Origin of the sequence: Streptomyces sp. 2323.1, assembly GCF_900221035.1 — a bacterium.
Taxonomy (GTDB): Bacteria; Actinomycetota; Actinomycetes; order Streptomycetales; family Streptomycetaceae; genus Streptomyces; species Streptomyces sioyaensis.
The window spans coordinates 2726439-2751610 of the sequence record NZ_LT907981.1 but is presented as its reverse complement, the minus strand read 5'-3'; the positions used below and the strand labels follow the sequence as shown (position 1 = coordinate 2751610).

General features: G+C 72.1%; 23 protein-coding genes and 2 tRNA genes. 16 read left to right on the top strand and 9 right to left on the bottom strand.

Features of this window, described 5'->3' with window-relative positions; all coding sequences use genetic code 11:
- The first annotated feature begins 94 nt into the window (after positions 1-94).
- The 4 genes from CPH93_RS11205 (at position 95) to CPH93_RS11190 (ending at position 3484) form a co-directional block, all read left to right on the top strand.
- The gene (locus CPH93_RS11205) at positions 95-1246 is read left to right on the top strand and encodes an SDR family oxidoreductase (protein WP_006603230.1); all 1152 of its coding nucleotides are present in this window, start codon (positions 95-97) and stop codon (positions 1244-1246) included.
- A gap of 104 nt (positions 1247-1350) precedes the next feature.
- Complete coding sequence (locus tag CPH93_RS11200) at positions 1351-1830, top strand: molybdenum cofactor biosynthesis protein MoaE (RefSeq protein WP_096212678.1); 480 nt, start codon at positions 1351-1353, stop codon at positions 1828-1830.
- A gap of 249 nt (positions 1831-2079) precedes the next feature.
- The gene (locus tag CPH93_RS11195) at positions 2080-2262 is read left to right on the top strand and encodes a hypothetical protein (protein WP_006603228.1); all 183 of its coding nucleotides are present in this window, start codon (positions 2080-2082) and stop codon (positions 2260-2262) included.
- A gap of 121 nt (positions 2263-2383) precedes the next feature.
- Positions 2384-3484 carry a YlbL family protein gene (locus tag CPH93_RS11190; protein ID WP_093485084.1) on the top strand — a complete coding sequence of 367 codons (1101 nt, stop codon included), beginning with the start codon at positions 2384-2386 and terminating at the stop codon, positions 3482-3484.
- Positions 3485-3526: 42 nt separating this feature from the next.
- Here CPH93_RS11190 and CPH93_RS11185 read toward each other — a convergent pair whose 3' ends face one another.
- Entirely contained in the window at positions 3527-4081 is a 555-nt protein-coding gene (locus CPH93_RS11185) for a PPA1309 family protein (protein WP_093485085.1), read from the bottom strand.
- Between the two features lie 214 nt (positions 4082-4295).
- Between CPH93_RS11185 and CPH93_RS11180 the strand changes: the two genes are divergently transcribed.
- The 4 genes from CPH93_RS11180 (at position 4296) to CPH93_RS11165 (ending at position 9583) form a co-directional block, all read left to right on the top strand.
- On the top strand, positions 4296-7103 hold the full coding sequence (locus tag CPH93_RS11180) for a UPF0182 family protein (RefSeq protein WP_096212677.1): 2808 nt from the start codon (positions 4296-4298) through the stop codon (positions 7101-7103).
- A 108-nt stretch (positions 7104-7211) separates the two neighbouring features.
- A tRNA-Met gene (locus tag CPH93_RS11175) sits at positions 7212-7285 on the top strand.
- Between the two features lie 208 nt (positions 7286-7493).
- Positions 7494-9344, top strand: a complete 1851-nt coding sequence (locus tag CPH93_RS11170; protein WP_173909778.1) for a tetratricopeptide repeat protein — start codon at positions 7494-7496, stop codon at positions 9342-9344.
- A gap of 165 nt (positions 9345-9509) precedes the next feature.
- A tRNA-Met gene (locus CPH93_RS11165) sits at positions 9510-9583 on the top strand.
- Positions 9584-9779: 196 nt separating this feature from the next.
- Here the strand turns inward: CPH93_RS11165 and CPH93_RS11160 are convergent.
- Complete coding sequence (locus CPH93_RS11160; RefSeq protein ID WP_093485087.1) at positions 9780-10199, bottom strand: Fur family transcriptional regulator; 420 nt, start codon at positions 10197-10199, stop codon at positions 9780-9782.
- 161 nt (positions 10200-10360) lie between these two features.
- On the opposite strand from CPH93_RS11160, the gene CPH93_RS11155 reads away from it, so the two are divergent.
- Positions 10361-11824, top strand: coding sequence for a catalase (locus CPH93_RS11155; RefSeq protein WP_093485088.1), 1464 nt, complete (start codon positions 10361-10363; stop codon positions 11822-11824).
- A gap of 153 nt (positions 11825-11977) precedes the next feature.
- On the opposite strand, the gene CPH93_RS11150 is transcribed toward CPH93_RS11155, so the two are convergent.
- Together CPH93_RS11150 and hisN are read right to left on the bottom strand one after the other, a co-directional pair.
- Positions 11978-12379, bottom strand: a complete 402-nt coding sequence (locus CPH93_RS11150; protein WP_006603221.1) for a CBS domain-containing protein — start codon at positions 12377-12379, stop codon at positions 11978-11980.
- 151 nt (positions 12380-12530) lie between these two features.
- Positions 12531-13334: a histidinol-phosphatase gene (gene hisN / locus CPH93_RS11145; protein WP_093485089.1), complete on the bottom strand. Its 804-nt coding sequence runs from the start codon at positions 13332-13334 to the stop codon at positions 12531-12533.
- Between the two features lie 174 nt (positions 13335-13508).
- On the opposite strand from hisN, the gene CPH93_RS11140 reads away from it, so the two are divergent.
- Positions 13509-14243 (top strand): TetR/AcrR family transcriptional regulator, encoded by a 735-nt coding sequence (locus CPH93_RS11140; RefSeq protein ID WP_096212675.1) that lies wholly within the window; start codon positions 13509-13511, stop codon positions 14241-14243.
- A 36-nt stretch (positions 14244-14279) separates the two neighbouring features.
- On the opposite strand, the gene CPH93_RS11135 is transcribed toward CPH93_RS11140, so the two are convergent.
- From CPH93_RS11135 to CPH93_RS11120, 4 genes are all read right to left on the bottom strand, one after another.
- Positions 14280-14603 (bottom strand): DMT family transporter, encoded by a 324-nt coding sequence (locus tag CPH93_RS11135; protein WP_093485091.1) that lies wholly within the window; start codon positions 14601-14603, stop codon positions 14280-14282.
- A 157-nt stretch (positions 14604-14760) separates the two neighbouring features.
- Positions 14761-15768 carry a ribosome small subunit-dependent GTPase A gene (rsgA, locus tag CPH93_RS11130; RefSeq protein WP_096212674.1) on the bottom strand — a complete coding sequence of 336 codons (1008 nt, stop codon included), beginning with the start codon at positions 15766-15768 and terminating at the stop codon, positions 14761-14763.
- A 14-nt stretch (positions 15769-15782) separates the two neighbouring features.
- Positions 15783-17147: a 3-phosphoshikimate 1-carboxyvinyltransferase gene (aroA, locus tag CPH93_RS11125; RefSeq protein ID WP_093485093.1), complete on the bottom strand. Its 1365-nt coding sequence runs from the start codon at positions 17145-17147 to the stop codon at positions 15783-15785.
- A 155-nt stretch (positions 17148-17302) separates the two neighbouring features.
- Positions 17303-18016 carry a M50 family metallopeptidase gene (locus tag CPH93_RS11120; protein ID WP_096212672.1) on the bottom strand — a complete coding sequence of 238 codons (714 nt, stop codon included), beginning with the start codon at positions 18014-18016 and terminating at the stop codon, positions 17303-17305.
- Between the two features lie 35 nt (positions 18017-18051).
- On the opposite strand from CPH93_RS11120, the gene CPH93_RS11115 reads away from it, so the two are divergent.
- Positions 18052-18885 (top strand): SOS response-associated peptidase, encoded by an 834-nt coding sequence (locus CPH93_RS11115; RefSeq protein WP_173909777.1) that lies wholly within the window; start codon positions 18052-18054, stop codon positions 18883-18885.
- Between the two features lie 148 nt (positions 18886-19033).
- On the top strand, positions 19034-19666 hold the full coding sequence (locus CPH93_RS11110) for an alpha/beta hydrolase family protein (protein ID WP_093485095.1): 633 nt from the start codon (positions 19034-19036) through the stop codon (positions 19664-19666).
- Between the two features lie 51 nt (positions 19667-19717).
- Here the strand turns inward: CPH93_RS11110 and CPH93_RS11105 are convergent, their stop codons facing one another.
- On the bottom strand, positions 19718-20308 hold the full coding sequence (locus CPH93_RS11105) for a helix-turn-helix domain-containing protein (protein WP_093485096.1): 591 nt from the start codon (positions 20306-20308) through the stop codon (positions 19718-19720).
- Between the two features lie 352 nt (positions 20309-20660).
- On the opposite strand from CPH93_RS11105, the gene CPH93_RS11100 reads away from it, so the two are divergent.
- From CPH93_RS11100 to CPH93_RS11085, 4 genes are all read left to right on the top strand, one after another.
- The gene (locus tag CPH93_RS11100; protein ID WP_006603211.1) at positions 20661-21356 is read left to right on the top strand and encodes a sigma-70 family RNA polymerase sigma factor; all 696 of its coding nucleotides are present in this window, start codon (positions 20661-20663) and stop codon (positions 21354-21356) included.
- On the top strand, positions 21353-21760 hold the full coding sequence (gene rsrA, locus CPH93_RS11095) for a mycothiol system anti-sigma-R factor (RefSeq protein ID WP_093485097.1): 408 nt from the start codon (positions 21353-21355) through the stop codon (positions 21758-21760). Before CPH93_RS11100 ends, rsrA begins: the two co-directional genes overlap by 4 nt.
- Before the next feature lie 186 nt (positions 21761-21946).
- Complete coding sequence (locus CPH93_RS11090; protein WP_096215391.1) at positions 21947-23458, top strand: HD-GYP domain-containing protein; 1512 nt, start codon at positions 21947-21949, stop codon at positions 23456-23458.
- Positions 23455-24816, top strand: a complete 1362-nt coding sequence (locus CPH93_RS11085; protein WP_173909776.1) for an HD-GYP domain-containing protein — start codon at positions 23455-23457, stop codon at positions 24814-24816. Before CPH93_RS11090 ends, CPH93_RS11085 begins: the two co-directional genes overlap by 4 nt.
- Positions 24817-25172 lie beyond the last annotated feature (356 nt).

Below are 25172 nucleotides of genomic sequence, written 5' to 3'. Positions count from 1 at the left end.
CTTCGCTGTCCCGGTGGCTGCGGCAGGATGGACGCCACCTGGTGCGCACGCGTCACCACGCGTTCGCACTGAAGACAACCGCTGGAGACGCCCGGTGAGTTCCCCAGATCCGACCGTTCGCGCAGCGCGAAACGCTGCGGCCCAGACCGAGAAGGCAGACGACCCCGCAGGCGGCGGCGCAGGCCGGCCGCTGCGCCGGCCCGTCATCGCCGTCACCGGAGCCGCCTCCGGAGTCGGTGCGCTGCTCACCCGCGCCCTGGTCGACTCCGACGAGGTCAAGGAGGTGGTGGCCATCGACGAGCGGCGCGGTGACGTCGCCGAGGCGCACTGGCACGTCCTGGACGTCCGGGACCCGGCCATCGCCGACAAGCTCCGCGGCGCGGACGTCGTCGTCCACCTGGCGCTCGACCTCGACCTGGAGACCGACGCCGCGGCCCGCACCGCCTACAACGTGCGCGGCACCCAGACCGTGCTCACCGCCGCCGCGGCCGCCGGTGTCCACCGCGTGGTGCTGTGCACCTCCGCGATGGTCTACGGGGCGCTGCCCGACAACGACGTCCCCCTGGCCGAGGACGCCGAACTGCGCGCCACTGCGGACGCCACCGGCGTGGGCGACCTGCTGGAGATCGAGCACCTGGCGCACCGCGCCCCCCGCGCACACCCGGGCCTGAACGTCACCGTCCTGCGCCCCGCCGTCCTGGTGGGCGGCACGGACACCGCGCTGACCCGTTACTTCGAATCCCCCCGCCTCCTGGTCGTGGCCGGATCCCGCCCCGCCTGGCAGTTCTGCCACGTGGAGGACCTGGTCAGCGCCCTGGAGCACGCGGCGCTGGAGAAGGTCGACGGCGAGCTGGCGGTCGGCTGCGACGGCTGGCTGGAGCAGGAGGAGGTCGAGGAACTCTCCGGCATCCGCCGCATGGAGCTGCCGTCCTCGGTGGCCCTGGGCGCAGCGGCCCGGCTGCACCGCATCGGCCTGACCCCCTCGCCCGCGGGGGACCTCGCGTACACGATGTACCCGTGGGTGGTCAGCGGCAGCCGGCTGCACGACGCCGGCTGGCGGCCCCGGTGGACGAACGAGGAGGTGCTCGCCGAGCTCCTGGAGGAGGTCGCCGGACGGCACACCGTCGCCGGCCGCCGCCTGGGCCGCAAGGACGCCACCGCCGCCGGGGCCGCCGGCGCCACCGTCGCCCTCCTGGGCACCGCGGCGCTGGTGCGGCGCGCCCGCAAGGCCCGCCGCCGTATCTGAACGCGGACCGGGCCGCCGGGCTGGAGGAGTCTCCATACGGCGGCCCGGACCACGGGCGGAACGGCCATTCCCGCCGAGCCCCCCGGGTACGGCACGATGGGAGCATGTCTGGCACGTCCTCTGCTTCGTCCCCCGGCCGCGACCACCCCGGTGAGCGGGCCGCCGCGGACCCGATCCGGCTCCTGGCGATCCGCGACACCCCCCTGTCCGTGGACGAGGTGTTCACGGCCGTGGGTGACGCGGCAGCCGGCGGCACCGCCCTGTTCGTCGGCACGGTTCGTTCGCACGACAGCGGCGCCGACGTCGAGGGCCTGGGCTACTCCGCGCACCCGAGCGCCGAGGCGGAGATGCGCCGGATCGCCGAGAAGGTGATCGCCGACTTCCCCGTCCGGGCGCTGGCCGCCGTCCACCGGGTGGGCGATCTGCGCATCGGTGATCTGGCCGTGGTCGTCGCCGTGTCCTGCCCGCACCGGGGCGAGGCCTTCGAGGCCTGCCGCAAGCTGATCGACGATCTCAAGCACGAGGTGCCGATCTGGAAGCACCAGACGTTCGCGGACGGCACGGAGGAATGGGTGGGGGCCTGAGACGCCTCCGGAAGCGCAGCGAAATTCCTGGGCGAACCGGTGCGTAACGAGTCGCTCCCGGGGCAGACCTCACTGCAGACGGGCGGGCGGTGATCGCGCCGGCGCGAGGCAGCCGACCTGCGCACACGGGGCGAACCGGTGCGTCGTGTTCCAGTTGCGTAACCCGCCCCCTGGCGTGAGCGTTGACCCTGCAGATGGTTAATCTGCTTATTCGTCGATCTCGTCGAACAAGGGGTTGGGAGGTCGTTGATGGGTGCACTCCTGTGGCTGCTGATTCCGGTCGGTGCCGGGCTGATCGCCGCGGTGTGGAGCAGCTGGGCCCTGCGGAACCGCAAGACCGGTGACGTGGCCGAGCTCGCGGGCTATGCCCGGTTCCGTGACGCCATGGAGAAAGAGCACTCCGTCCCCGATCCCGCCTCGGATCCGGCCTGAGATCTGCCGTACGCACGCACCGGAAGGTGCCCTGGGCTGACGGCCCTGCGGGGGCAGTTGCCCGGCCTCGTACGGACGGCCCCGCGGGCCGGTTGTCATACCCGTCCCGTACTGTCGTTCCATGCCACGCCGCACCGCGACGCTGCTCGCCTCGACCCTGATGCTGATCGCGCTGCTCTGCGCGGGAGTACTGATCCCCGTGCCGTACTCCGAGATGTCGCCGGGGCCCACGGTCAACACCCTCGGTGATCACGATGGCGAGCCGGTGCTGCAGATCTCCGGGCGGAAGACGTATCCGGCGACCGGTCATCTCAACATGACCACGGTCCGGGTCACCGGCCCCGACTACACCATGAACCTCTTCGAGGCGGTGTACGGCTGGCTCGACCACGACAACGCCGTGGTGCCGCACAAGACGCTCTACCCCGAGGGTCAGACGCCCGAGCAGGCCGACCAGGAGAACGCCGAGGAGTTCACCCAGTCCCAGGAGAGCGCCAAGGTCGCCGCGCTCGACCAGCTGCACATCCCGGTCGCCTCGCAGACCGTCGTCGGATCCGTCCTCAAGGACAAGCCGGCCGACGGGCGGCTGCACGCGGGCGATGTGATCAAGGCGGTGGACGGCACGGCGGTCAAGCAGGTCGGCGATGTCGCCAAGCTCGTCACCCGGCACAAGCCGGGCCAGCCGGTGGTCTTCACGATCATCCCCGCCAAGCAGGCCGCCGCGGCGGAGAAGCAGGGCAAGAAGCCCGGCACCGCGGGCCAGAAGCAGATCACGATCACCACGCAGAAGGCGGACAACGGCCGTGCCGTCGTGGGCATCCAGGCCGGGGTGGATCACATCTTCCCGTTCCCCATCGACGTCAAGCTGGCCGATGTCGGCGGCCCGAGCGCCGGGCTGATGTTCGCCCTCGGCATCGTCGACAAGCTCACGCCCGGGGACATGACGGGCGGCAAGTTCGTGGCCGGTACGGGCACCATCGACGACAAGGGCAAGGTCGGCCCGATCGGCGGCATTTCGATGAAGACGGTCGGTGCGCGCGACAAGGGCGCGGAGTTCTTCCTGACGCCCAAGGACAACTGCGCCACCGCCGCCAAGGACACCCCGCGCGGGCTGCGGCTGGTGAAGGTCGACACCATAGGTGACGCCGTCAAGGCGCTGGAGAAGATACGCAAGGGCGACGTCGCCGGCCTGCCGAGCTGCAGCCCGGCGGGCGCGTCCTAGAAGGCGGGCCGCGGGCCGGACGCTGACGCCCGGCCCGGGCGGTCAGCCCTCGAAGGTGGCGGCCAGCGCCTCCGCGAGGCCCGGTACCAGCGCCGAGCCGGTGAGCACCTCGGACGCGGAGTCCTTCTCGCGCAGGCGCAGTGCCGATTCGCGGCGGCCGTCGCGCAGCACGGCCACCGTCATCCGGACCTCCTGGCGGTCCGGGTGCTCGGCGACCCAGGTGGCGAGCTGGGCCTCGTCCATGCCCGCGGGCTCGGAGTCCTCGGCGGACGGCGGCAGCATCAGCCGCTCCACGGTCAGGGCGCAGCCGCTGACGGCATCCGGCCAGGCAATGGTGGCCAGGAACTCGTCCAGCGGGACGCCCGCCGGGATCTCGTCCTGCTCCACGGGGGTCAGGGACGCGGTGGTGGAGTCGTCGATGCCGAGCTGCGCGGCGAGCGAGGGCTCCTGCGCGCGCAGCTTGGCGGTGTCGACGAGGGCGAACAGTCGGGCCGGCTGATCCCAGCCGAGCCCGGCGCTGTACTCGTCGATTTCGAGCACCGCGCGGGTCAGGGGGTCGGCGGCGAGGGGGGTGCCGTCAACGGGGAGGTTGGTCATGCTGCACATCGTGCCTTGTATCCCCCCGAAATCGGGAACCGGGTAAAGCCTTCGTAAGTTGCATCAGTGGGTCCTACTATCGCCGGGCCTGCTCCACACGACAGCGAACTTCGAGGTGCGCACCTTGGCTTTCCAGATGCCGGACCGCGGCGGAGGCCCGACAGGGCCACGGATCAGAGTCGGCCGACCATCGCGGCGGATCCGGACCCTGCTCATGACATTGGGTGTGCTGGCCGTACTGGCCATGCTCTTCGTGATGTTTGCGGGGTTTTGGACGGATTGGCTCTGGTATCGGTCGGTCAAGTACTCCTCGGTCTTCACCACCACCCTGTGGACCAAGATCGGACTGTTCTTCGCCTTCGGCGTCGTGATGGCCTCGTCCGTCGGCGTCAACATCTGGCTGGCGCACCGGCTGCGGCCGCCGCTGAGCGCGATGTCCATGGAGCAGCAGAGCCTGGACCGCTACCGGATGGGCATCGCGCCGTTCAAGAAGTGGGCGCTGATCGCGATCACCGCGGTGATCGGCCTGATCGCCGGCGCCTCGGCCTCCGGTGAGTGGCGTACGTGGCTCCAGTGGGTCAACGGCGTGCCGTTCGGCAAGACGGACCCGCAGTTCGGCAAGGACATCTCCTTCTGGACCTTCGATCTGCCCTGGTACCGCTTCCTGTTGAGCTTCGGCTTCGCCTGTGCGGTGCTGTGCCTGGTCGCCGCGGCGCTGACGCACTACCTCTACGGCGGACTGCGGCTGACCAGCCCCGGCTCGCGGGCGACGGCGGCGGCGACCGGTCATCTGTCGGTGCTGCTGGGCATCTTCGTCTCGCTCAAGGCGATCGCGTACTGGCTCGACCGCTACGGCCTCGCGGTCAAGTCCAGCGGCCTGAAGTCGGCCGACAACTGGACCGGTCTGCGCTACGTCGACGCCAACGCCTACCTCCCGGCGAAGACCATCCTGTTCTTCATCGCGGCGATCTGCGCGGTGCTGTTCTTCGCGACGCTGTGGCGGCGCACCTGGCAGCTGCCGGTGATCGGCTTCGGGCTGATGGTGCTCTCGGCGATCCTGATCGGCGGGCTCTACCCGGCGATCGTGCAGAAGTTCCAGGTCCAGCCGAACGAGCAGGCCAAGGAAGCGCCGTACATCAAGCAGAACATCAAGGCGACCCGGGACGCGTACGACATCCAGGGCTCCGAGGTCACCCCGTACAAGGGCAACTACAAGCCCGCCGACAAGGCGGACAGCCAGCGGCTGCGCGACGACGCCGACACCACCGCCAGCCTGCGGCTGCTCGACCCGAACGTGGTCTCGCCGGCCTTCCAGCAACAGCAGCAGGTGCGCGGGTACTACCAGTTCCCCTCCACCCTCGACGTCGACCGCTACAAGGACAAGGGCGGTGCCGAGCAGGACACCGTCATCGGTCTGCGTGAGCTGAACATCGCCGGTATCCCCGAGCGCAACTGGATCAACGACCACTTCAAGTACACCCACGGCTACGGCGCGGTCGCCGCCAAGGGGACCGAGGCCGCCGACGGCGGCGGTCCGAAGTACACCGAGTCGGATCTGCCCGCCAAGGGCCAGCTCGGCTCGTACCAGCAGCGGGTCTACTACGGCGAGAAGACCTCGCAGTACTCCATCGTCGGTGGTCCGCAGAAGGAGCTGGACTACTCCGACGACAGCGGCGAGAAGAGCTACAGCTACCGGGGCAACAGCGGCGTCAGCCTCGCCAACCCGGTCAACCGCGCCGCCTATGCGGTGGCGTTCGGCGAGCCACAGATCCTCTACTCCGGCGCGATCGGTAAGGGCTCGCGGATCCTGTACAACCGCACGCCCAAGGAGCGCGTCGAGTCCGTCGCCCCCTGGCTGACCATCGACGGCGACGCCTATCCGGCGGTCATCGACGGCCGGATCAAGTGGATCGTGGACGCCTACACCACCAGCAACGGCTATCCGTACGCCTCGCGCACCACGCTCGGGGACAGCACGGCCGATTCGCTCACCGACGGCCAGCGGGCGGTGGTGGCCCAGCAGAACCAGGTCAACTACATCCGCAACTCCGTCAAGGCGACGGTGGATGCCTACGACGGCTCGGTCAAGCTCTACCAGTGGGACGAGAAGGACCCCGTCCTCAAGACGTGGATGAAGTCCTTCCCCGGCACGGTCGAGAAGAAGAGCGCCATCAGCCCGTCGCTGCGGGAGCATCTGCGCTACCCGCAGGACCTCTTCAAGGTGCAGCGCCAGCTGCTGACCACCTACCACGTCACGGACCCCGGCACGTTCTACACCGGGTCCGAGCGCTGGCAGATTCCGAACGACCCGACGACCAAGTCGGGCAACGCCGTTCCGCCGTACTACCTGAGCATGAAGATGCCGGACCAGAAGAACCGGGCCTTCTCGCTGACGACGAGCTTCACGCCCAACAAGCGGGACAACCTCGGTGCGTTCATGGCCGTCGACGCCAATGCGACGAGTCCGGACTACGGCAAGATCAGACTGCTGAAACTGCCCTCGCAGACACCGGTGCCCGGACCACAGCTGGTGCAGTCGAAGTTCAACTCCGATCCGAACATCGCCAATGAGCTCAACATCCTCAAGAAGCTCGGCGACTCGGAGATCGAGTACGGCAATCTGCTGACCGTGCCACTGGACGGCGGACTGCTGTACGTCGAACCGGTCTATCTGCGCGGCGCCAACACCAACTACCCGCTCCTGAAGAAGGTGTTGGTCAGCTACGGCGACAACAAGCCCGTCCTGGAGGACTCCCTCAAGGACGCGCTGGACGTGGTCTTCGGCAAGAAGGCGCCCAGTACGGGCACCGAGAAGCCGCCGGGCGGCGGCGACACCGGCCAGCAGCCGTCCGGCCAGACGGTGCAGCAGGCCCTGTCCGACGCCCAGAAGGCCTACGAAGAGGGCGAGAAGGCGCGCACCGCGGGCGACTGGGCCGGTTACGGCGAGGCCCAGAAGAAGCTCAAGGCCGCGCTGGACCGGGCGGCGAAGGCTTCCGAGAAGGGCGGCAAGCCGGGCGGCTGAGCCGGCCGGCACGATGTTTGGGCCCTGCGCCGCCGGTTCGCACCGGCGGCGCAGGGCCGCGTCGGTCCAGGGGCCCGCCGGTGCCGTGATACCTTGTGGACACAACGACGCGGGGTGGAGCAGCTCGGTAGCTCGCTGGGCTCATAACCCAGAGGTCGCAGGTTCAAATCCTGTCCCCGCTACTGAATGACCAAGGCCCGGATCCCTCAGGGATCCGGGCCTTCGTCATGTGTTCCGGCCGATATCGGTCAAGGCCGGGTCGTACGGCCGATGTGGGGAAGGTGTGTGCTTGAGTTTGGCAAGTCGTCGTGTCGGGAAGTCGACAAACCGCTGAAGTGACCTCACTTGCTGCGGTATACCAGGTGTACGCGGGTAACAGGTGATGCGACGATGGGTCTTATGGGGGACAAGGCAAGGTTGTTGGAGACAGACCGGTTTGTGCATGCGCCCGACGACGGGCGCGAATCCGAGCTGCAGATGGACGCGATGGAGGCGGCGGAGGCCGCCGAGGCGTCCGATGCCGTGACCGAGTCCGGCCACCGCCGGGCCGCCGAGGCGGGCGACACCGCCGCGATGAGCGCCCTGGGCGCGATGCTGCTGCGCCGCGGTGACCTCGATGGCGCCGAGCCGCATCTGCGCTCCGCGGCCGCCGCAGGTGACCGCGCCGCGGCCAACAACCTGGGCGTCCTGCTCCATCAGCGGGGCTACGGGGACGACGCGGGCGGCTGGTGGCGGATCGCCGCCGTCGCCGGCTCCGCCGCTGCCGCGCACGCGCTCGGGCGCCACTACCGCGAGCGCGGCGACGAGCCGGCCGCCGAGTACTGGCTGCGCCAGTCCGCCGAGTCCGGCCACTGCCTGGGCGCCTACGCGCTGGCCGATCTCCTGGAGCACCGCGGCGACATCGGTGCCGGGCGCTGGTTCCGTACGGCCGCCGAGCGCGGCCACCGCGAGGCCGCGTACCGCCTCGCCCGGCTCATCGAGGACGACGGCGACGCGGATCACCGCGCGACGCCCGCGTACGGCGAGCTGAGCCGGCAGGAGGAGGCCGAGCAGTGGTACCGCCAGGCCGCCGCGCGCGGCCACCGGAGGGCCGCACTGCAGCTGGGCGCGCTGCTGGAGGAGCGCGGGGACGTCCAGGAGGCGGGTCGCTGGTATCTGTCCGCCGCCAAGGACGGCGAGGCCCGCGCCGCCTGTGCACTGGGCTTCCTGCTGCGCGATGCCGGGGACGAGGAGAGCGCCGCGGAGTGGTGGCGGCGCGCCGCCCAGGAGGGCGACGGCAACGCCGCCAATGCGCTGGGCGCCCTGCACGCCGACCGCGGCGAGCTGCAGACCGCCGAGCGCTGGTACCGCGCCGCACTGGACGCCGGGGACGTCAACGGCGCCTACAACATCGGGCTGCTGTGCGCCGCGCAGGGCCGGGACGGGCGCGGTGAGCAGTGGTACCGCCGCGCCGCCTACGCCGGGCACCGGGAGGCCGCCAATGCGCTGGCCATCCTGCTGCTCCAGCGCGGCGACGCCTCGGGTGCCGAGCCGTGGTTCTCCAAGGCGGCCGAGGCGGGCAGCGTGGATGCCGCCTTCAACCTCGGCATCCTCCATGCCGGCCGCGGTGCCGAGCGTACGGCGCACGCCTGGTACGAGCGGGCGGCCGCGGCCGGGCACACCGATGCGGCGCTGCAGGTCGCCATCGTGCAGCTGCGGGACGGCGAACTGCAGGACGCGGAGCGGAATCTGCGCTGTGCGGCCGGCGGCGGCAGCGCCGAGGCGGCCTTCCGGCTCGCGGACCTCCTCGACCGGCAGGCGTCGGCCGCCGGTGAGGGGCTCACGGACGGCGAGCGGCCGGCGGACGACGAGAGCCTGCAGTGGTACGAGCGGGCCGCGGGCCAGGGGCACCGCCGTGCCCAGGTCCGTATGGGCATGTTCGCCGCGGCGCGCGGGGACGTGGTCGAGGCCGCGGACTGGTACCGCGCGGCGGCCGAGGCGGGCAGCCGGAACGGTGCCTTCAACCTCGGGCTGCTGCTGGCCCGCGAGGGCAGCCTGCCCGAGGCCGCCCTGTGGTGGCAGCGCGCCGCCGAGGGCGGGCACGGCCGGGCGGCCCTCCGGCTGGCGCTGCTCGCCGCCCGGCGCGGGGCGCTCGCGGAGGCGCAGAACTGGTGCGCCCGCGCCGTCGAGCTGGGGCCGCCCGAGGTGGCCGAGCGCGCGGCCCGGCTGCGGACGGCCCTCCAGGAGGAGCTCAGCGCCTAGCGCGGGTCCGTTTGCCGGATCGCCCCGGGGCGATCCGGCCAGGAGACGCCTGGCGGGCGCGCTGGCCGACGGAGCCCAGGGCCCGGTCCATGGGACCGGGCCCTGGGCCGTGCGGAAGGAATTTGCGCTGGTCGTCGGGCCGGGGTTAAAGTAAGGGCACAACGACGCGGGGTGGAGCAGCTCGGTAGCTCGCTGGGCTCATAACCCAGAGGTCGCAGGTTCAAATCCTGTCCCCGCTACTGAAGACGAAGGCCCGGATTCCTTGGAATCCGGGCCTTCGTCGTGTCGCGGTGCCCCGACGAGGCGACACCCCGTCAGATGCAGTCGGCCGGCGGGCAGGCCCGGCACGCGAAGGAGCCCGCGGCCGGGTGGGCGCGGGCTCGGCAAGGCGTATGGCTGCGGGGCCGGTCCGGAGAGGGTCGGCACCCTGTGGGATCAGGACGGTGCGCTGCAGTGGGGGCAGATGCCCCGGTAGGTGACGGTGACCTCGGAGACCTGGAAGCCGTAGCGCTCCGGCTCGGGCAGGGCGGAGAGCGGGTCGCCCTGGAGGTGGACATCGCGGATCGTGCCGCACTGCGAGCAGACGAGGTGCTGGTGGTCGTGGTGCGCGTTGGGGTCGTAGCGCTTGGCCCGGCCGTCGGTGCTCACCTCGATCACCTCGCCGAGTGAGACCAGCTCACCCAGGGTGTTGTAGACCGTGGCGCGGGAGATCTCGGGGAGCCGGTCGGAGGCCAGCGCGTGCACCTCGTCGGCGGTGTAGTGGACGTGGTCCCCGTCCAGGACCTCGGCGACGACGCGTCGCTGCGCGGTCAGCCGCCAGCCGCGTCCCCGGAGCCGTTCCAGCAGGTCACTCATGCCATTCACCTATCAGTCAGATACAGCCAGGGTAGCAGTGGTAGGTCCATGACCGGATCGAGTACTGCTTTCGCATTCTTCTTGACTTAGACATTGTCCAATGTAGGATCGGGACCGGCGCAAGCCAAGGGCAGGCGTAGAAGACTTTTCAGGAGGCGCACGTGTCGGTAGAGAGCACCACTGGACCGCTGACCACGGAGTCCGGGGCTCCGGTCGGGGACAACCAGAACAGTGAGACGGCCGGCGTCGGCGGTCCCGGCCTGATCCAGGACCAGCTCCTGATCGAGAAGCTCGCGCACTTCAATCGCGAGCGCATTCCGGAGCGCATCGTGCACGCGCGGGGCGCCGGCGCCTACGGCACGTTCACCGTGACCGCGGACGTGACCAAGTACACCCGCGCCAAGTTCCTCTCCGAGGTCGGCAAGCAGACCGAGACCTTCCTGCGCTTCTCCACGGTCGCGGGCAACCTCGGCTCGGCCGACGCGGTGCGTGACCCGCGCGGCTTCGCGTTGAAGTTCTACACCGAAGAGGGCAACTACGACCTCGTCGGCAACAACACCCCGGTGTTCTTCATCAAGGACGCCATCAAGTTCCCCGACTTCATCCACACCCAGAAGCGCGATCCGTACACCGGCTCGCAGGAGGCGGACAACGTCTGGGACTTCTGGGGTCTGTCGCCCGAGTCCACCCACCAGGTCACCTGGCTGTTCGGCGACCGCGGCATCCCCGCCTCGTACCGCCACATGAACGGCTACGGCTCGCACACCTTCCAGTGGAACAACGAGGCCGGCGAGGTCTTCTGGGTCAAGTACCACTTCAAGACCGACCAGGGCATCAAGAACCTCACCACGGCCGAGGCCGCCGAGACCTCCGGTCTCGACCCCGACAGCCACCAGCGGGATCTGCGGGAGTCCATCGAGCGCGGCGACTTCCCGACGTGGACCGTGCAGGTGCAGATCATGCCCGCGGACGAGGCAGCCACCTACCGCTTCAACCCGTTCGACCTGACCAAGGTCTGGCCGCACGAGGACTACCCGCCGATCGAGATAGGCAAGCTGGAGCTCAACCGCAATCCGGAGAACATCTTCGCCGAGGTCGAGCAGTCGATCTTCTCCCCGCACCACTTCGTGCCGGGCATCGGCCCGTCCCCCGACAAGATGCTCCAGGGGCGCCTGTTCGCGTACGGCGACGCCCACCGCTACCGCGTCGGCATCAACGCCGACCACCTCCCGGTGAACCGCCCGCACGCGACCGAGGCACGCAGCCACGGCCGGGACGGCGCGCTCTACGACGGCCGCCACGCGGGCCGGAAGAACTACGAACCCAACAGCTTCGGCGGCCCGGTCGAGACCGGCCGTCCGCTGTGGCAGCCGGCCACCGTGACCGGCCCCACGGGCGAGCAGGCGGCGCCCTCGCACGCCGAGGACAACGACTTCGTCCAGGCCGGTGACCTCTACCGCCTGATGTCGGAGGACGAGAAGGGGCGCCTGATCGACAACCTGGCGGGCTTCATCTCGCAGGTCTCCCGCGACGACATCGCACAGCGGGCGATCGAGAACTTCCGCAAGGCGGACGCGGACTACGGCAAGCGGCTGGAAGCCGCGGTCCAGGCCCTGCGCGGCTGAACAGCCTTTTGCGGCTAATCCGCCGCCGCTCTCGCGGAGGTGGTGGTGCGCCGTGGGGCTTGCTCAACTGTCGCTTGCCGTAAGACGCGAAGAGGCCGGATGCCATGGGGCTCCGGCCTCTTCGTGTGCCCGGCCGAGGGGACGCGCGGCCCTTCAGGCGGGCACGGCGCGGGCCCGCTCCGTAGTGGTCGACCAGCAGCGGATGATGTCGCGTACGGACACCACGCCCACCGGTTCCTGGTCGTTGAGGACGATCAGATGGCGGAAGCCGCCGCGCACCATGGCCTCCGCGGCGTCCTCCAGGGTCCAGTCCGGAGCGGCGAAGACCACGTCGGGGGTGGTGTGGGTCTGGGCGGTCTCCCGGTCGGGATTCTCGCCTGCGCCGAGCGAGTTGAGGATGTCGCGTTCGGTGAGGATGCCGATGCCACAGGTGTCGCTGTCGAGGACCACGGCCGCGCCGAGGCGGCGGGCGGCCATCAGCTGCGCCGCCTGGCGGAGGGTGTGAGCGGGCCCGATGGTGAGGAGCACCGTGCTCATGGCGTCTTTGACGTGCATGGGCATGGAGTGGAGCCACCTCCTTGGTGAATGTGCCTTGCGAAGGGATTCACAAGTTCACAAAGTGGGGGATTCTCATGTTCACATGCCTCCGGTGATGCAACAAGGGGTAAGTGGTGGACGGTTGTCCGAATGCGTGCAGTTGTGCAGGTCAGCGTGCGGAGTCGCCGAGATAACTCAGCAGATCCTCGTGCAGCAGGCCGTTGGAGGCCGCCGCGTTGCCGCTGTGCGGGCCCGGCTTGCCGTCCAGGCCGGAGAACTGCCCGCCCGCCTCGTTGACGACCACCGCACAGGCCGCCATGTCCCACAGCGACAGCTCCGGCTCCGCGCAGATGTCCACCGAGCCCTCGGCGATCATCATGTACGGCCAGAAGTCCCCATAGCCGCGGGTGCGCCAGCAGTCCCGGCTCAGATCGAGGAAGCCGGGCAGCTTGCCGCGCTCCTCCCAGCCGGTCAGTGAGGAGTACGCGAACGACGCGTCCTGGATGCGGCCGACCTTCGAGACCTGCAGCCGGGTCGCGGAGGTGAGGCTGCGGCCCGTGAAGGCGCCCAGGCCCTCGGCGGCCCACCAGCGGCGGTTGAGCGCCGGTGCGGAGACGATGCCGACCACCGGGCGGTCACCGCCCTCACCGCGCTCCATCAGTGCGATCAGCGTGGCCCAGACCGGCACCCCGCGGACGTAGTTCTTGGTGCCGTCGATCGGGTCGATGATCCAGCGGCGCGGCCCCGTGCCCTCGCTGCCGAACTCCTCGCCGAGCACCGCGTCCCGTGGCCGGGCCCGCTGGAGCTGGCCGCGGATCAGCTCCTCGGCGGCCTTGTCCGCCTCGCTCACCGGTGTCATGTCCGGTTTGGTCTCGACCTTGAGGTCGAGGGCCTTGAAGCGCTCCATGGTGGCGGCGTCCGCGGCGTCCGCGAGAACATGGCCGAGGCGAAGATCATCGTGATAGTCGGGCATGTGCGAACAGTATCCATTGGTATACGCCGGAGCCACACGGCCATGCGCCGCCGGGCGTGTGACACCACCGACCCCGCCGGCAGGTACCGGATGTGACGACCCTTGACAGCGTCTGGTGCCCCGTCAATTCTGTGCGCACACCGGCCGACCGGGCCGGCGGCCGGGGAGGGACGGATGCCCGCAGCGCGTGAATCCTTGCTGGATGCCGCCTACACGGCGCTGACGGAGCGGCCCTGGACGGCCGTGCGGATGGTCGAGGTCGCGGCCGCCGCCGGGGTCTCCCGGCAGACGCTGTACAACGAGTTCGGCAGCAAGGAGGGGCTGGCCCGCGCCCTGGTCCGCCGGGAGACCGACCACTACCTCGCGGGTGTGGCGCGGGCGCTGTCCCGTGGCGCCCCGGCGGCCGGGGCGCGGGGCGACGCGGCGGCCCCGATAGTGGCCGCGGCCGCCTGGACGGTGCGTACCGCCCGCGCCAACCCCCTGGTCAGGGCCGCCCTGACCGGCTGCTGGGGAGACCGGCTGCCGCCCGCCCCGACGGGGCCCGCCGGCCCCGCGCCGGCCGGGGCGCCCCGGCCCGGCGTGCCCGCGCAGCGTGCCGCGCCGCCCGGTGAGGGGCCGCTGCCGGGGCCCGCCGAACTCGTCGGCCGGTTCTGCGATCAGGCGGTCGCGGCCCTGCGGCCCGACTGGCCCGAGGAGGAGTTGCCCGCCCTGGGCACCGCCTGCGAGACCGCGGCGCGGCTGACCCTGTCCTGGGTGCTCGCGCCGCCGGCTCCGGGGGCGGCGCCCGTACCGGGACGCGTACCGCCGCAGCGCTCGCGCCGGGAGCCGGACACGGAGGCGGTGTCCCGGCTCGTACGGAGCGCCTTCGCCCGGATGACGGCCGGTACGCAGCCGGCCGACCGGAGCTGACGAGACGTCAGGGACATGGCGGGCGGATGGCCCGGCTCAGTGCGCAGAGCCCGACAGCTGCAGCCCGACCACGCCGATGATGACCATGCTGATGGAGACGATCTTCAGGGTGGAGACCAGATCGCCGAGGAAGACCATGCCGTAGATCGCCGTACCGGCCGCACCGATACCGGTCCACACCGCATACGCCGGGCCGACGTCGAGCTTGCGCAGCGCCAGCGTCAGCAGGCCGAAGCTGCCGAGGGCGAAGGCCGCGAAGGCGATGGTGGGGAAGAGGCGGGTGAAGCCGTGCGAGAGCTTGAGACAGACGGCGAAGCCGGTCTCCAGGATCCCCGCCACCACGACCAGCAGCCACGCCATGTCCGCATGCCTCCGTCAGCTAGCCAGGTGAGCGACGACGGGACGTCAGAAGCACTCGCTCAGGCCCCGTCCGGGCGATCGGGGCCCGCGTGACCACTACGCCGACCTTGGTGTGATTATGCCTTTACCGTGCGCGAGCGGTGGCAAACGTCGGCGGTCAGTCGCCCTCGCGTCGTTCGCGGGTGGCCAGCAGGCGCCGCAGTGAGTAGAGGCGGGCCGGGTCGGCGTGGCCGTCGGTGACCCACTCGTCCAGCGCACAGTCCGGTTCGTCGTGGCTGCAGGCGCGCGGGCAGCCGGCGGTGCCCGGCTCCAGGTCGGGGAAGGCGTGGATGACCCGGGACGGATCCACGTGGTGCAGCCCGAAGGACCGCACGCCCGGGGTGTCGATGACCCAGCCCGAGCCGCCGGGGAGCGGCAGCGCCAGTGCGGAGGTGGTGGTGTGCCGGCCGCGGCCGGTGACCGCGTTGACGTGTCCGGTGGCCCGGCGGCGCTCCGGGACCAGGGCGTTGACCAGGGTGGTCTTGCCCACGCCGGAGTGCCCGACGAACGCCGTCATCCGGCCCGCCAGGGTGGCCCGGACCCGCTCGGCGGCGCTGCCGTCGGCGAGTTCGTCGCGGTTGGTGACGATGTAGGGGACACCGAGGTCGCCGTAGGACTCCAACAGGGCGTCGGCGGACGCCAGATCGGACTTGGTCAGCACCAGCAGCGGGTCGAGGCCCGCGTCGAAGGCGGCGACCAGACAGCGGTCGATGAGCCGGGGGCGCGGCTCGGGGTCGGCGAGCGCGGTGACGATGGCGAGCTGGTCGGCGTTGGCGACCACGACCCGCTCGAACGGGTCGTCGTCGTCGGCCGTACGGCGCAGTGTCGAGGAGCGCGGCTCGACCCGGACGATCCGGGCGAGGGTGTCCTTGGCGCCGGTCAGATCGCCGACGACGGCGACCCGGTCGCCGACCACCGCGCTTTTGCGGCCCAGTTCGCGGGCCTTCATCGCGGTGACCGTACGGCCGTCGATGAGGCAGGTCAGCCGGCCGCGGTCGACGGTGAGGACCAGGCCCTCGCCGGCGTCCGCGTGCTTGGGACGGATGTTGGTACGGGGACGGTTGCCCTTGGGGTTGGGCCGGACGCGGATGTCGTCCTCGTCGGGGTTCTTGCCGTAGCGGCGCATGGCGGCGTCAGCCCTCACGCTCTCCGGGCGGGGACGGCCGCCGGATCGAGCATGTCCGTCCACATCGCGGGGAAGTCCGGCAGGGTCTTGGCGGTGGTGGCGACGTTCTCCACCTCCACGCCCTCGACGGCCAGGCCGATGACGGCCGCGGCGGTGGCCAGCCGGTGGTCCTCGTAGGTGTGGAAGATCCCGCCGTGCAGGGGGCGCGGCCGGATGTGCAGACCGTCCGCGGTCTCGGTGACATCGCCGCCGAGTTCGTTGAGCTCCTTGGTGAGCGCGGCCAGCCGGTCGGTCTCGTGCAGCCGCAGATGGGCCACCCCGCGCAGCGTGGAGGGGGAGTCGGCCAGCGCGGCGACCGCGGCGATGCCCGGCGTCAGCTCGCCGACCTCGCTCAGGTCGACGTCGATGCCGTGGATGCGGCCGCTGCCGGTGAAGGTCAGGCCCTGCTCGGTCAGCTCGCAGGAACCGCCCATGGTGGTGAAGATCTCGCGCAGCGCGTCACCGGGCTGCGTGGTGTGCGCCGGCCAGTCCGGGATGGTGACCCGGCCGCCGGTGACCAGCGCGGCGGCCAGGAACGGCTGGGCGTTGGACAGATCCGGCTCGACGACCAGATCGCGGCCGAGCAGGGCGCCGGGGGTGACCCGCCAGACGTTCGGCTCGCCGCCCGCCTCCGGGGTGTCCACCTGGGCGCCGACGCTGCGCAGCATGTCGACGGTCATCCGGATGTGCGGCATCGAGGGCAGCGCCGCGCCCACGTGCCGGACCTCGACGCCCTGGTTGAAGCGCGGCGCGGACAGCAGCAGGGCGCTGACGAACTGGGAGGAGGAGGACGCGTCGATCTCGACCGGGCCGCCCTCCAGGGCGCCGCCGCCGAAGACCGTCATCGGCAGCGCGCCGCGGTTGTCGTCGTCGATCCGGGCGCCCAGGGTGCGCAGCGCCTCGATCACGCCGCCGAGCGGGCGCTCGTAGGAGCGCGGATCGCCGTCGAAACGGATCGGGCCGTCGGCGAGCGCGGCGACCGGGGGGAGGAAGCGCATGACCGTGCCGGCGTTGCCGACGTCGACGGTGGCCGGGCCGTGCAGCCCCGCGGGGATCACCCGCCAGGCCTCACCGCCGCCGGGGCCGCCCGCGGAGTCGGCGGAGCTCGACGACGCCGTCTCCTCGATGCCGACGCCCAGGGTGCGCAGCGCCTCGGCCATCAGGAGGGTGTCCCGGGAGCGCAGCGGCCGGCGCAGCCAGCCGGGCTCGGAGGAGAGGGCGGCCAGCACCAGGCCGCGGTTGGTGACCGATTTGGAGCCGGGAACGGTGACGGTTGCATCGACCGCCCCGGATGCGAGGGGGGCGGGCCACAGGGCGGGATGTGCGGGGCTCTCGGTCATGCCTTTACTTTAATGGCTGGACAGGGGTGCCGATCTTGATCAAAAGCGGCGCAACCCCTGCGAAACGTGGCACTGGTAATGCGGCTGTCCGCCGCGGCGGGCGGGGCCGGCCGGAACGCCCGCCACGGGCAGGCCGCAACCGGCGGCCGTCGGCGTCACAGGCCCAGCAGCCAGCGCCCGCCCCCGATCAGGGAGCACAGCGTCACCACATGGAAGAGGCCGAGCCAGACGGCGGCCGGTACGTGGGTCAGGCGCGCCAGTTGGTCCGGGTCGGAGTCCGCGGCGCCGCCCCGGCGCCGCTTGCCCATCAGCTCGAACGGCGGCCGCACCCCGCCCAGCAGCAGGAACCACACCACCACGTACCCGAACGCCGCCTGCACCTCGGGCGTCGTCAGCCAGGAGACCAGCACGAACGCGGCACCGGCCAGGACGACGGTGAGCACGCCGTACGCGTTACGGATCATGACCAGCATCGCCAGCAGCAGCACGGTGGCGCCCCACAGCAGCGCGGTGATGTGCCCCGCGGCGAGCAGCGCGGCGCCCGCCAGGCCCAGCAGGGAGGGTGCGATGTAGCCGGCCGCGGCGGTGAGCACCATGCCCAGGCCGGTGGGCTTGCCGCGCGAGACGGTCAGACCCGAGGTGTCCGAGTGCAGCCGGATGCCGTCCAGGCGGCGGCCGGTCAGCAGCGCGATCAGGCCGTGCCCGCCCTCGTGCGCGATGGTGACGGCGTTCCGCGCCAGCCGCCAGGCGGTGTGCGGGACGACGGCGCCCAGCGCGAGCACCGCGGTGATGATCACCAGCCAGATCGAGGGGGCGGGCTGCGTCCCGAAGACCCGGCTCCATATGTCGGTGAGGTGGTCGGTGTCCATGTCTCCCCTTCGTGTGGCATGGCAGTGTGGCATGCATGTGCGGTAGGTATGCAGCGAGTCGTCGCCCCGAGGACCTGGTGGGAATCTTCGGCGTCCAGCAGTGGGAGCCGACCGAGACGCTGGCGCCCAGCTGGAACGTGGCGCCGACGGACCCGGTGCACGCGGTGCTGGAGCGTCCCCTCAAGGGGCCGGCGGCGGAGGCCTTTCCGCCGGGCAGCCCGGTGCGCCAGCTGCGGACGCTGAAGTGGGGCCTGGTCCCGTCGTGGTCGAAATCACCTGAGGGTGCCGCGAAGATGATCAATGCACGGGCCGAGACGGTGCACGAGAAGCCGTCCTTCCGGCAGGCCTTCGCGGCCCGCCGCTGTCTGCTCCCCGGTGACGGCTATTTCGAGTGGGTCACCGCCCCCGCGGAGCGGCAGCTGGAGGAGCAGGGCAGGAAGAAGCGGCCCCGCAAGCAGCCGTACTTCGTGACCCCGGCGGACGGCTCGGTGATGGCGCTGGCCGGCCTGTACGAGTTCTGGCGGGACACGACCCTGCCCGGCGACCACCCACTGGCCTGGTGGGTGACCTGCACGGTCGTCACCACCGAGGCCGAGACCACGCCGCTGGCCGGGGCGAGCGGCGGCGAGGGGCCGCAGGCGCTGGCCGACATCCACCCCCGGATGCCGCTGGTGCTGACCCCGGACCGCTGGGACGCCTGGCTCGACCCGGCCCGTACCGACCCCGACGCGGTGCGCGAGCTGCTGGTGCCGCCGCCGGCCGGGCTGATGCGCGCCTATCCGGTCCCGACCGAGGTCAGCAACGTCCGCAACAACGGGCCCGAGCTGGTCACCGAGCTCGACGGCCCGGAGGTGGGCACGCTGTTCTGAGGCGCCGACGGGCGTGCTGCGGTGCCCTTCCGGCCGGGGCGCGGGCAGGATGGGCGTACGGGCGGCCGCGGCGAGGAGTCATCAGAAGGTGCGCGCCGTGCGCAGGCGAGGCCGAGTGAAGCGAGGGTGCGGCATGAACACAGGGGCGATGGAGACCGAGACGGTCGCGACGCCGGCGGGCGACGCCCGGATCACCTGGTACCGCGAGGCGAAGCCGGCCCGGGCCGTGGTGGCCGTGAGCCACGGTGCCGGCGGCGGCATCGAGGTACGTGACCTGCGGGCCCTGGCGGCCGCACTGCCGGCCCGCGGCTACACCGTGGCGCTGGTCGAGCAGCCGTGGCGGGTGGCGGGCAAGAAGGTGGCGCCCGCGCCGAAGACCCTCGATGCCGCGTGGACCGCGCTGTGGCCGGCGCTGGAGAAGCCCGGGCTGCCGGTGGTCGCCGGCGGCCGCAGCGCCGGTGCCCGGGTGGCCTGCCGTACGGCGCGGGAACTGGGCGCCCAGGCTGTTCTGGCGCTGAGCTTCCCGCTGCATCCTCCGGGCCGCCCGGAGAAGTCGCGGGCGGAGGAGCTGACCGGTGCCGGGGTGCCGACGCTGGTCGTCCAGGGCGGCCGGGACCCGTTCGGACGGCCGGAGGAGTTCCCGCCGGGGACGGAGCTCACCGAGATCGCCCACGGGGACCACGGCTTCGCGGTCCCGAAGAAGGCGGGCGTCGGCGAGGCGGAATCCATGGGACGGCTCACGGACGCGGTGGCCTCCTGGCTGGACGGCATGTTCGGCTGATGCCGCCGCGCCCGTTCGCGCAGGTCAGTGGCTGCCCCGCCGCCGCTCAGATCAGTCGCCGCCCCGCCCGCGCGGACGGGCGCGGACGTGCATCCGCTCCCCCTGGCTGCCGAACAGGCTCAGCAGCTCGACCGGTGCGTCGCCCGCGGGTCCGAACCAGTGCGGCAGCCGGGTGTCGAACTCCGCCGCCTCCCCGGCCCGCAGCTCCACATCGCGGTCCGCGAGCAGCAGCCGCAGCCGCCCGGACAGCACGTACAGCCACTCGTACCCCTCGTGGGTCCGCTGCTCGGGCGGGCCGGCGGCCGGGTCCATGACCAGCTTGAACGCCTGCAGTCCGCCCGGCTGGCGGGTCAGCGGGACCGCGGTCAGGTGGGCGCGCCGCAGCGGTGCCGCGCGCACCCGGGGGTCACCCACCTCCGGCGCCCCCACCAGCTCGTCCAGCGGCACCTGATGGGCCTGCGCCAGGGGCAGCAGCAGTTCGAGGGTGGCCTTGCGGCCGCCGGACTCCAGCCGCGACAGGGTGCTCACCGAGATGCCGGTCGCCTTGGACAGCGCGGTCAGCGTCACCCCGCGCTCCTGGCGCAGCCGCCGCAGCCGGGGGCCCACGTCCGCCAGCACCTTCGCGTATGCGTGATCGGTCACCCCTCCATTGCCGAAGCGGCAAGCGGGTTTGTCAAGCCCTGGCCGTGGGGCGACGGTGTCCGTACGGGGGCCGGGCCCGGGCAGGCGGCGGGAAATCCGAGCCGGCGGACCGGGAATGACCTGGCGGGTGCGGCTGTTGTGCCACACGTAGTGCCCGAGTACGTCCGGCGAAGCATGAGGAATGGGAGTCCGCCGCATGGGAATCGCTTGCCCCGCCCGCCCGGCCGCCGATCTGTCGTGGTCGCAGATGCAGGTGACGCAGCCCGCCCTGGCCGGAGCGGCGGCCGCACCGGATCGTCGTCTATTCTCCGAATCGGGTGGGTCCGCATCCGGGGCCACGACGCTGGAGGAGGTGGGTCCGGTCACCGGTACCGACGCAGGGACCGACGGCACGGCTGAGGAGAGGGCTCAGGAGAGCGCCGCCGAGCGCAATGCGCGCTTCGAGCGGGATGCGCTGACCTTCCTGGACCAGATGTACTCCGCCGCGCTGCGCATGACCCGCAACCCGGCCGACGCCGAGGACCTCGTGCAGGAGATGTACGCCAAGGCGTACGCGTCCTTCCACCAGTTCCGTGAGGGCACCAACCTCAAGGCCTGGCTGTACCGCATCCTCACGAACACCTTCATCAACTCCTACCGCAAGAAGCAGCGCGAGCCCCAGCGCAGCGCGGCGGAGGAGATCGAGGACTGGCAGCTGGCGCGCGCCGAGTCGCACATGTCGACGGGGCTGCGCTCCGCCGAGTCGCAGGCGCTGGACCACCTCCCCGACTCCGATGTGAAGGCCGCCCTCCAGGCCATCCCCGAGGAGTTCCGGATCGCGGTCTACCTCGCGGATGTCGAGGGCTTTGCCTACAAGGAGATCGCGGACATCATGGGGACACCCATCGGCACGGTGATGTCCCGGCTGCACCGCGGCCGGCGCCAACTGCGCGGCATGCTGGAGGATTACGCCCGTGAGCGCGGGCTGGTCCCGGCCGGCGCGGGGGCTGCGGACCCGCAGGCCGCGCGGACGACGGAGTCGCACGACCGGAAAGGCTCGGGATCATGAGCTGCGGAGAGCCGCACGAGAAGGACTGCTCAGAGGTCCTTGACCACCTCTACGAGTATCTCGACCGGGAGATGCCCGAGGGGGAGTGCGCAGATTTCCAGGTGCATCTCGACGAGTGCTCGCCGTGCCTGGAGAAGTACGGCCTGGAGCAGGCCGTCAAGAAGCTCGTCAAGCGCTGCTGCGGCCATGACGACGTCCCCAGCGACCTGCGGTCCAAGGTGATGGGCCGGATCGACCTCATCCGGGCCGGGGAGACCGTGCCCGAGGTGAGCGTGCTCGAACAGGCCAAGAAGGAACAGGCGCAGCGCGAGCAGGCGGACGCCGAGGCGAGCGGCTCCGGGCCGGCCGGTCCGTCCGACGCCGGTCCGTCCGATGCACGGACCAAGACCGCGCGGACCGAATAACGCGGCACATCACCCTAAGGGGTGAGGGGCGGGCCGATTCGTCCCGCCCGATTCCCCGATGCCCCTTCCCCGGCCTCCCGGCCCGTCTATTCTCACCGACCCGAGCGCCCCTCCGAGGCGGCGCAAAGGGACCTTCCCGGCTCCTTGGGAGCGCGCGGGAGAGCGGTGGGCGACGAGGAGGGCGCGATGCGGGGACTTCCGGCGGCCGCGCGAGGGTATATCGGCGGCACCGCACTGGCCGCGGCACTGTGTGCCGCCCCCGCGATACGGCTCGGCGCCGGCGCCCCCTGGAGCAGCACCCTGGCCCTGGCCCTGCTGTACGCCGGATGTGAACAGGTGCGCCGCTGCCCGCTGGTGGGCGGCCGGGCGCCGTCCGGTACGGGTCCCGCCGAGGGGCCCGCGGGCTTTCCCGCCGGCTGGGCCAGTCCCGTCCTGCTCGCCGGCGTCTGTCTGCTGCCGCCGCCGCTGGCCGCGATAACGGCCGTCCCCGGGGCGCTGACCGGACCGGCCGAGGCCCGCTTGACCGGCGCCCGCAGGCTCTGGCACGCCGCCGAGCTCGCGCCGGCGTGCTGGGCGGCCGCGCAGGTCTTCCGGCTCACCGGCGGCCACCATCCGTGGTCCGCCCCGCAGTTCCCCGTTCTGCTGCTGCCGGCCGCGGCCGCCGCGGCGACCTTCTGCGCGGTGCTGGCGACGCTCGACGGCGGGGTGCTGATCGTCGCCGAGCGGCACCCCGTACGCACCGCCTGGCGCGGGCTGTTGACCCGCTCGCTGGGGCCGCATCTGGTGCACGGGCTGGCCGGGCTGATGATGGCGGTGCTGTGGCGCAGCTCGTACGGGCCGCCGGCGGCGCTGCTGGTGCTGCTGCCGATGTGCCTGTCCTGCTGGGTCTTCGCCCAGTACCACCGCGAACGCGCCGCCCATCAGGCCACCATCCGCGCCCTCGTCCAGGCCGTCGACATCAAGGACCGCTACACCCGCGGACACAGCGAACGGGTCGGGCGCGCGTCGGTGATGATCGCCCGGGAGCTGGGCATGGCGGAGGACCGGGTGGAGGTGCTGCGGTTCGCCGGCATCCTGCACGACGTCGGCAAACTCGGCGTCCCCACCCGGCTGTTGCGCAAGGACGGCCCGCTGACGCCGCAGGAGCGCCGGGTCATCGAGCTGCATCCCGAGTACGGACACGAGATCGTCCGCGGCATCGGCTTCCTGGGGGAGGCCCGGGCGGCGATCCTGCACCACCACGAGCGGCTGGACGGCCGCGGCTACCCCTACGGCCTGAGGGGCCATCACATTCCGGAGTACGCCCGGGTGGTGGCGGTCGCCGACGCCTTCGACGCGATGACCTCGACCCGCTCCTACCGGCGGGCCCGGCCGGTCCCCGCGGCCGTCGAGGAGCTGCGCAAGTGCGCCGGGGCGCAGTTCGACCCGCGGATGGTCCGGGCCCTGGCGGCCTCGCTCGACCGCTACGGCTGGCACCCGGACCTGGTCACGGCGGCGGACGCGGAGCCGGCTGTGGTGGTGGACGGGGGCGTGCCGCGACGGGATGGGGAGCCGGTAGGCGGCGTCGTGCAGCGGCGGGACGGGGAGCCGGACGGCGGCGTCGTGCCGCGGGAGGGGGAATCGGCCCGCGGCCCGGAGCGTACGGCGGTGCCGCCCGGGCTGCGGCCCGAAGGGGCCGGACGGGACGGCACCCGGTGAGCGGCGCCCGGGGCGACCCCCGGCGCCCGTGGCCCGCCGCGCGCCGGACCGTGGACGCCCGTGCCGCCGGTGGCCCGCGCGCCGGGGCGCCGGCCTGCGGCGCGCGCGCCGTCGTCGCCGCGGTCTACGCCCCGGCCGCCGCGCTGGCGGGCTGGTCGCTCGGCCGGACGCTGTGGGAGGGCCTGCAGCAGCCGGGGATCGCGCTGGCCTTCGGGGTGCTGATCGCGGTGGGGGAGCTGGTGGGCCGGGGCCCCGCTCCGGCGGCCGGGCCCGGGCGGATGCCGGGGGAGCGGGAGGGCGCCCCGCTCGGTGCGGCCGGGGCCCTGGCCTACGCCCTGCTCGGCGCGGCCGGCGGCCGGCCCACCACCCATGGCGTCCCGCAGATCGTGGCCGTGGTCCTGGCGGCCGGCCTGGTCGGGCTCGTCCCGCAGCTTGCCCGCGGCCAGGGCCCGGCGCTGGACCATCTCGCCCGCCGGGTACTGACCATCGGTTTCGCCGCCACCTGCTTCCAGCCCCTCTACAACACCGGGACGCTGGACACCTGGGTGGCCTCCGGGCCGGTCTACCCCCTCTTCATGACCGCCCTGATGGCGCTGACCGCGCTGTGCGACGCGGTGCTGGCGGCCGCGCTCGCCCGGGCCCGCACCGGCTGGCCGTACGGGCCGCTGCTGCGCGACGAGTTGCGGGCGCTGCCCGGCATCGGCTCGGCGATCTGTGCCACCGGCGTCGTGATCGCGCTGGCCACCGCGGTCGCCGGGCTGTGGGCGCTGCCCGTCTTCTGTCTGCCGCTGCTGCTGACCCAGTTCGCCTTCCGCCGCTTCGCCGCGGTCCGCGCCACCTACCGCCAGACCATCGCCTCGCTGGCCCGCTGCACCGAGATCGCCGGCTACACCCCGCACGGCCACGCCCGCCGGGTGGCCGCGCTCAGCCGCGCCGTGGGCCGCGAACTGGGGCTGACCGAGCCGGACTTGGACGTACTGGAATACGCCGCCCTGATGCACGACATCGGTCAGCTCTCGCTGCTGGACCCGGTGCCGGACGGGGCGACCGCGCCGCTGCCGCCCGACCAGCAGCGCCGGATCGCGCTGCTGGGCGGTGCCGTTGTCCGGCAGACCGGGGCCCCCGCGGAGGTTGCGATGATCGTCGAGCGGCAGGCCGATCCGTACCGGGACCAGCCGGTCACGGCGCGTATCGTCCGCACCGTCAATGCCTACGACGACCTGTCGGGCGGCTCCGCGGGCCCGGGCGGCCCGCTGCGCGCCCTGGAGCGCCTGCGGCTGGCCACCGCCCAGGACCACGAACCACGGGTCGTCGAGGCGCTGGCCCGGGTCCTGTCGTGCGGCGGCCGCGCGGTGTGAGATGGCCGACTGTGGCGCACGGCGCGGGGACGGGCGGCGCCCGCTCTGCGGCCGGTGGAGCGCCGACCTGCTGCGTTGCGCGCGGTAGTCCCGGCGGGCCGGATACCGCCCGCGGACGGTCTCCTGCGGGCCCCGGAGCCGCCCCGCCGCCCCGCCCCCGCCGTTGGGCCCGCGCCGTGCGCCCGAGGTGCGGGAACCCATGGGTAATGAGCGCCCGCCGAGATGGGCATGGTTGGATGCGAAGGAAGCCCCTTCCAGGGGGATTCAGGGGGTCGGGGAAGGGCAAGGAGCCGCAGGGGAGCGGCAAACCGGGCTGAGCCCGGCGGCAATCTGTGGCAGGTTGTCGAGTAGGCCCC

What these genes read in the sequence shown, in the direction of transcription:
- CPH93_RS11200 (WP_096212678.1), top strand. Translation starts at nt 1,351, where the DNA reads ATGTCTGGCACGTCCTCTGCTTCGTCCCCCGGCCGCGACCACCCCGGT.
- CPH93_RS11195 (WP_006603228.1), top strand. Translation starts at nt 2,080, where the DNA reads ATGGGTGCACTCCTGTGGCTGCTGATTCCGGTCGGTGCCGGGCTGATC.
- CPH93_RS11190 (WP_093485084.1), top strand. Translation starts at nt 2,384, where the DNA reads ATGCCACGCCGCACCGCGACGCTGCTCGCCTCGACCCTGATGCTGATC.
- CPH93_RS11185 (WP_093485085.1), bottom strand. Translation starts at nt 4,081, where the DNA reads ATGACCAACCTCCCCGTTGACGGCACCCCCCTCGCCGCCGACCCCCTG.
- CPH93_RS11180 (WP_096212677.1), top strand. Translation starts at nt 4,296, where the DNA reads ATGACATTGGGTGTGCTGGCCGTACTGGCCATGCTCTTCGTGATGTTT.
- CPH93_RS11170 (WP_173909778.1), top strand. Translation starts at nt 7,494, where the DNA reads ATGGGTCTTATGGGGGACAAGGCAAGGTTGTTGGAGACAGACCGGTTT.
- CPH93_RS11160 (WP_093485087.1), bottom strand. Translation starts at nt 10,199, where the DNA reads ATGAGTGACCTGCTGGAACGGCTCCGGGGACGCGGCTGGCGGCTGACC.
- CPH93_RS11150 (WP_006603221.1), bottom strand. Translation starts at nt 12,379, where the DNA reads ATGCACGTCAAAGACGCCATGAGCACGGTGCTCCTCACCATCGGGCCC.
- hisN (WP_093485089.1), bottom strand. Translation starts at nt 13,334, where the DNA reads ATGCCCGACTATCACGATGATCTTCGCCTCGGCCATGTTCTCGCGGAC.
- CPH93_RS11140 (WP_096212675.1), top strand. Translation starts at nt 13,509, where the DNA reads ATGCCCGCAGCGCGTGAATCCTTGCTGGATGCCGCCTACACGGCGCTG.
- CPH93_RS11135 (WP_093485091.1), bottom strand. Translation starts at nt 14,603, where the DNA reads ATGGCGTGGCTGCTGGTCGTGGTGGCGGGGATCCTGGAGACCGGCTTC.
- rsgA (WP_096212674.1), bottom strand. Translation starts at nt 15,768, where the DNA reads ATGCGCCGCTACGGCAAGAACCCCGACGAGGACGACATCCGCGTCCGG.
- aroA (WP_093485093.1), bottom strand. Translation starts at nt 17,147, where the DNA reads ATGACCGAGAGCCCCGCACATCCCGCCCTGTGGCCCGCCCCCCTCGCA.
- CPH93_RS11120 (WP_096212672.1), bottom strand. Translation starts at nt 18,016, where the DNA reads ATGGACACCGACCACCTCACCGACATATGGAGCCGGGTCTTCGGGACG.
- CPH93_RS11115 (WP_173909777.1), top strand. Translation starts at nt 18,052, where the DNA reads ATGTGCGGTAGGTATGCAGCGAGTCGTCGCCCCGAGGACCTGGTGGGA.
- CPH93_RS11110 (WP_093485095.1), top strand. Translation starts at nt 19,034, where the DNA reads ATGGAGACCGAGACGGTCGCGACGCCGGCGGGCGACGCCCGGATCACC.
- rsrA (WP_093485097.1), top strand. Translation starts at nt 21,353, where the DNA reads ATGAGCTGCGGAGAGCCGCACGAGAAGGACTGCTCAGAGGTCCTTGAC.
- CPH93_RS11090 (WP_096215391.1), top strand. Translation starts at nt 21,947, where the DNA reads ATGCGGGGACTTCCGGCGGCCGCGCGAGGGTATATCGGCGGCACCGCA.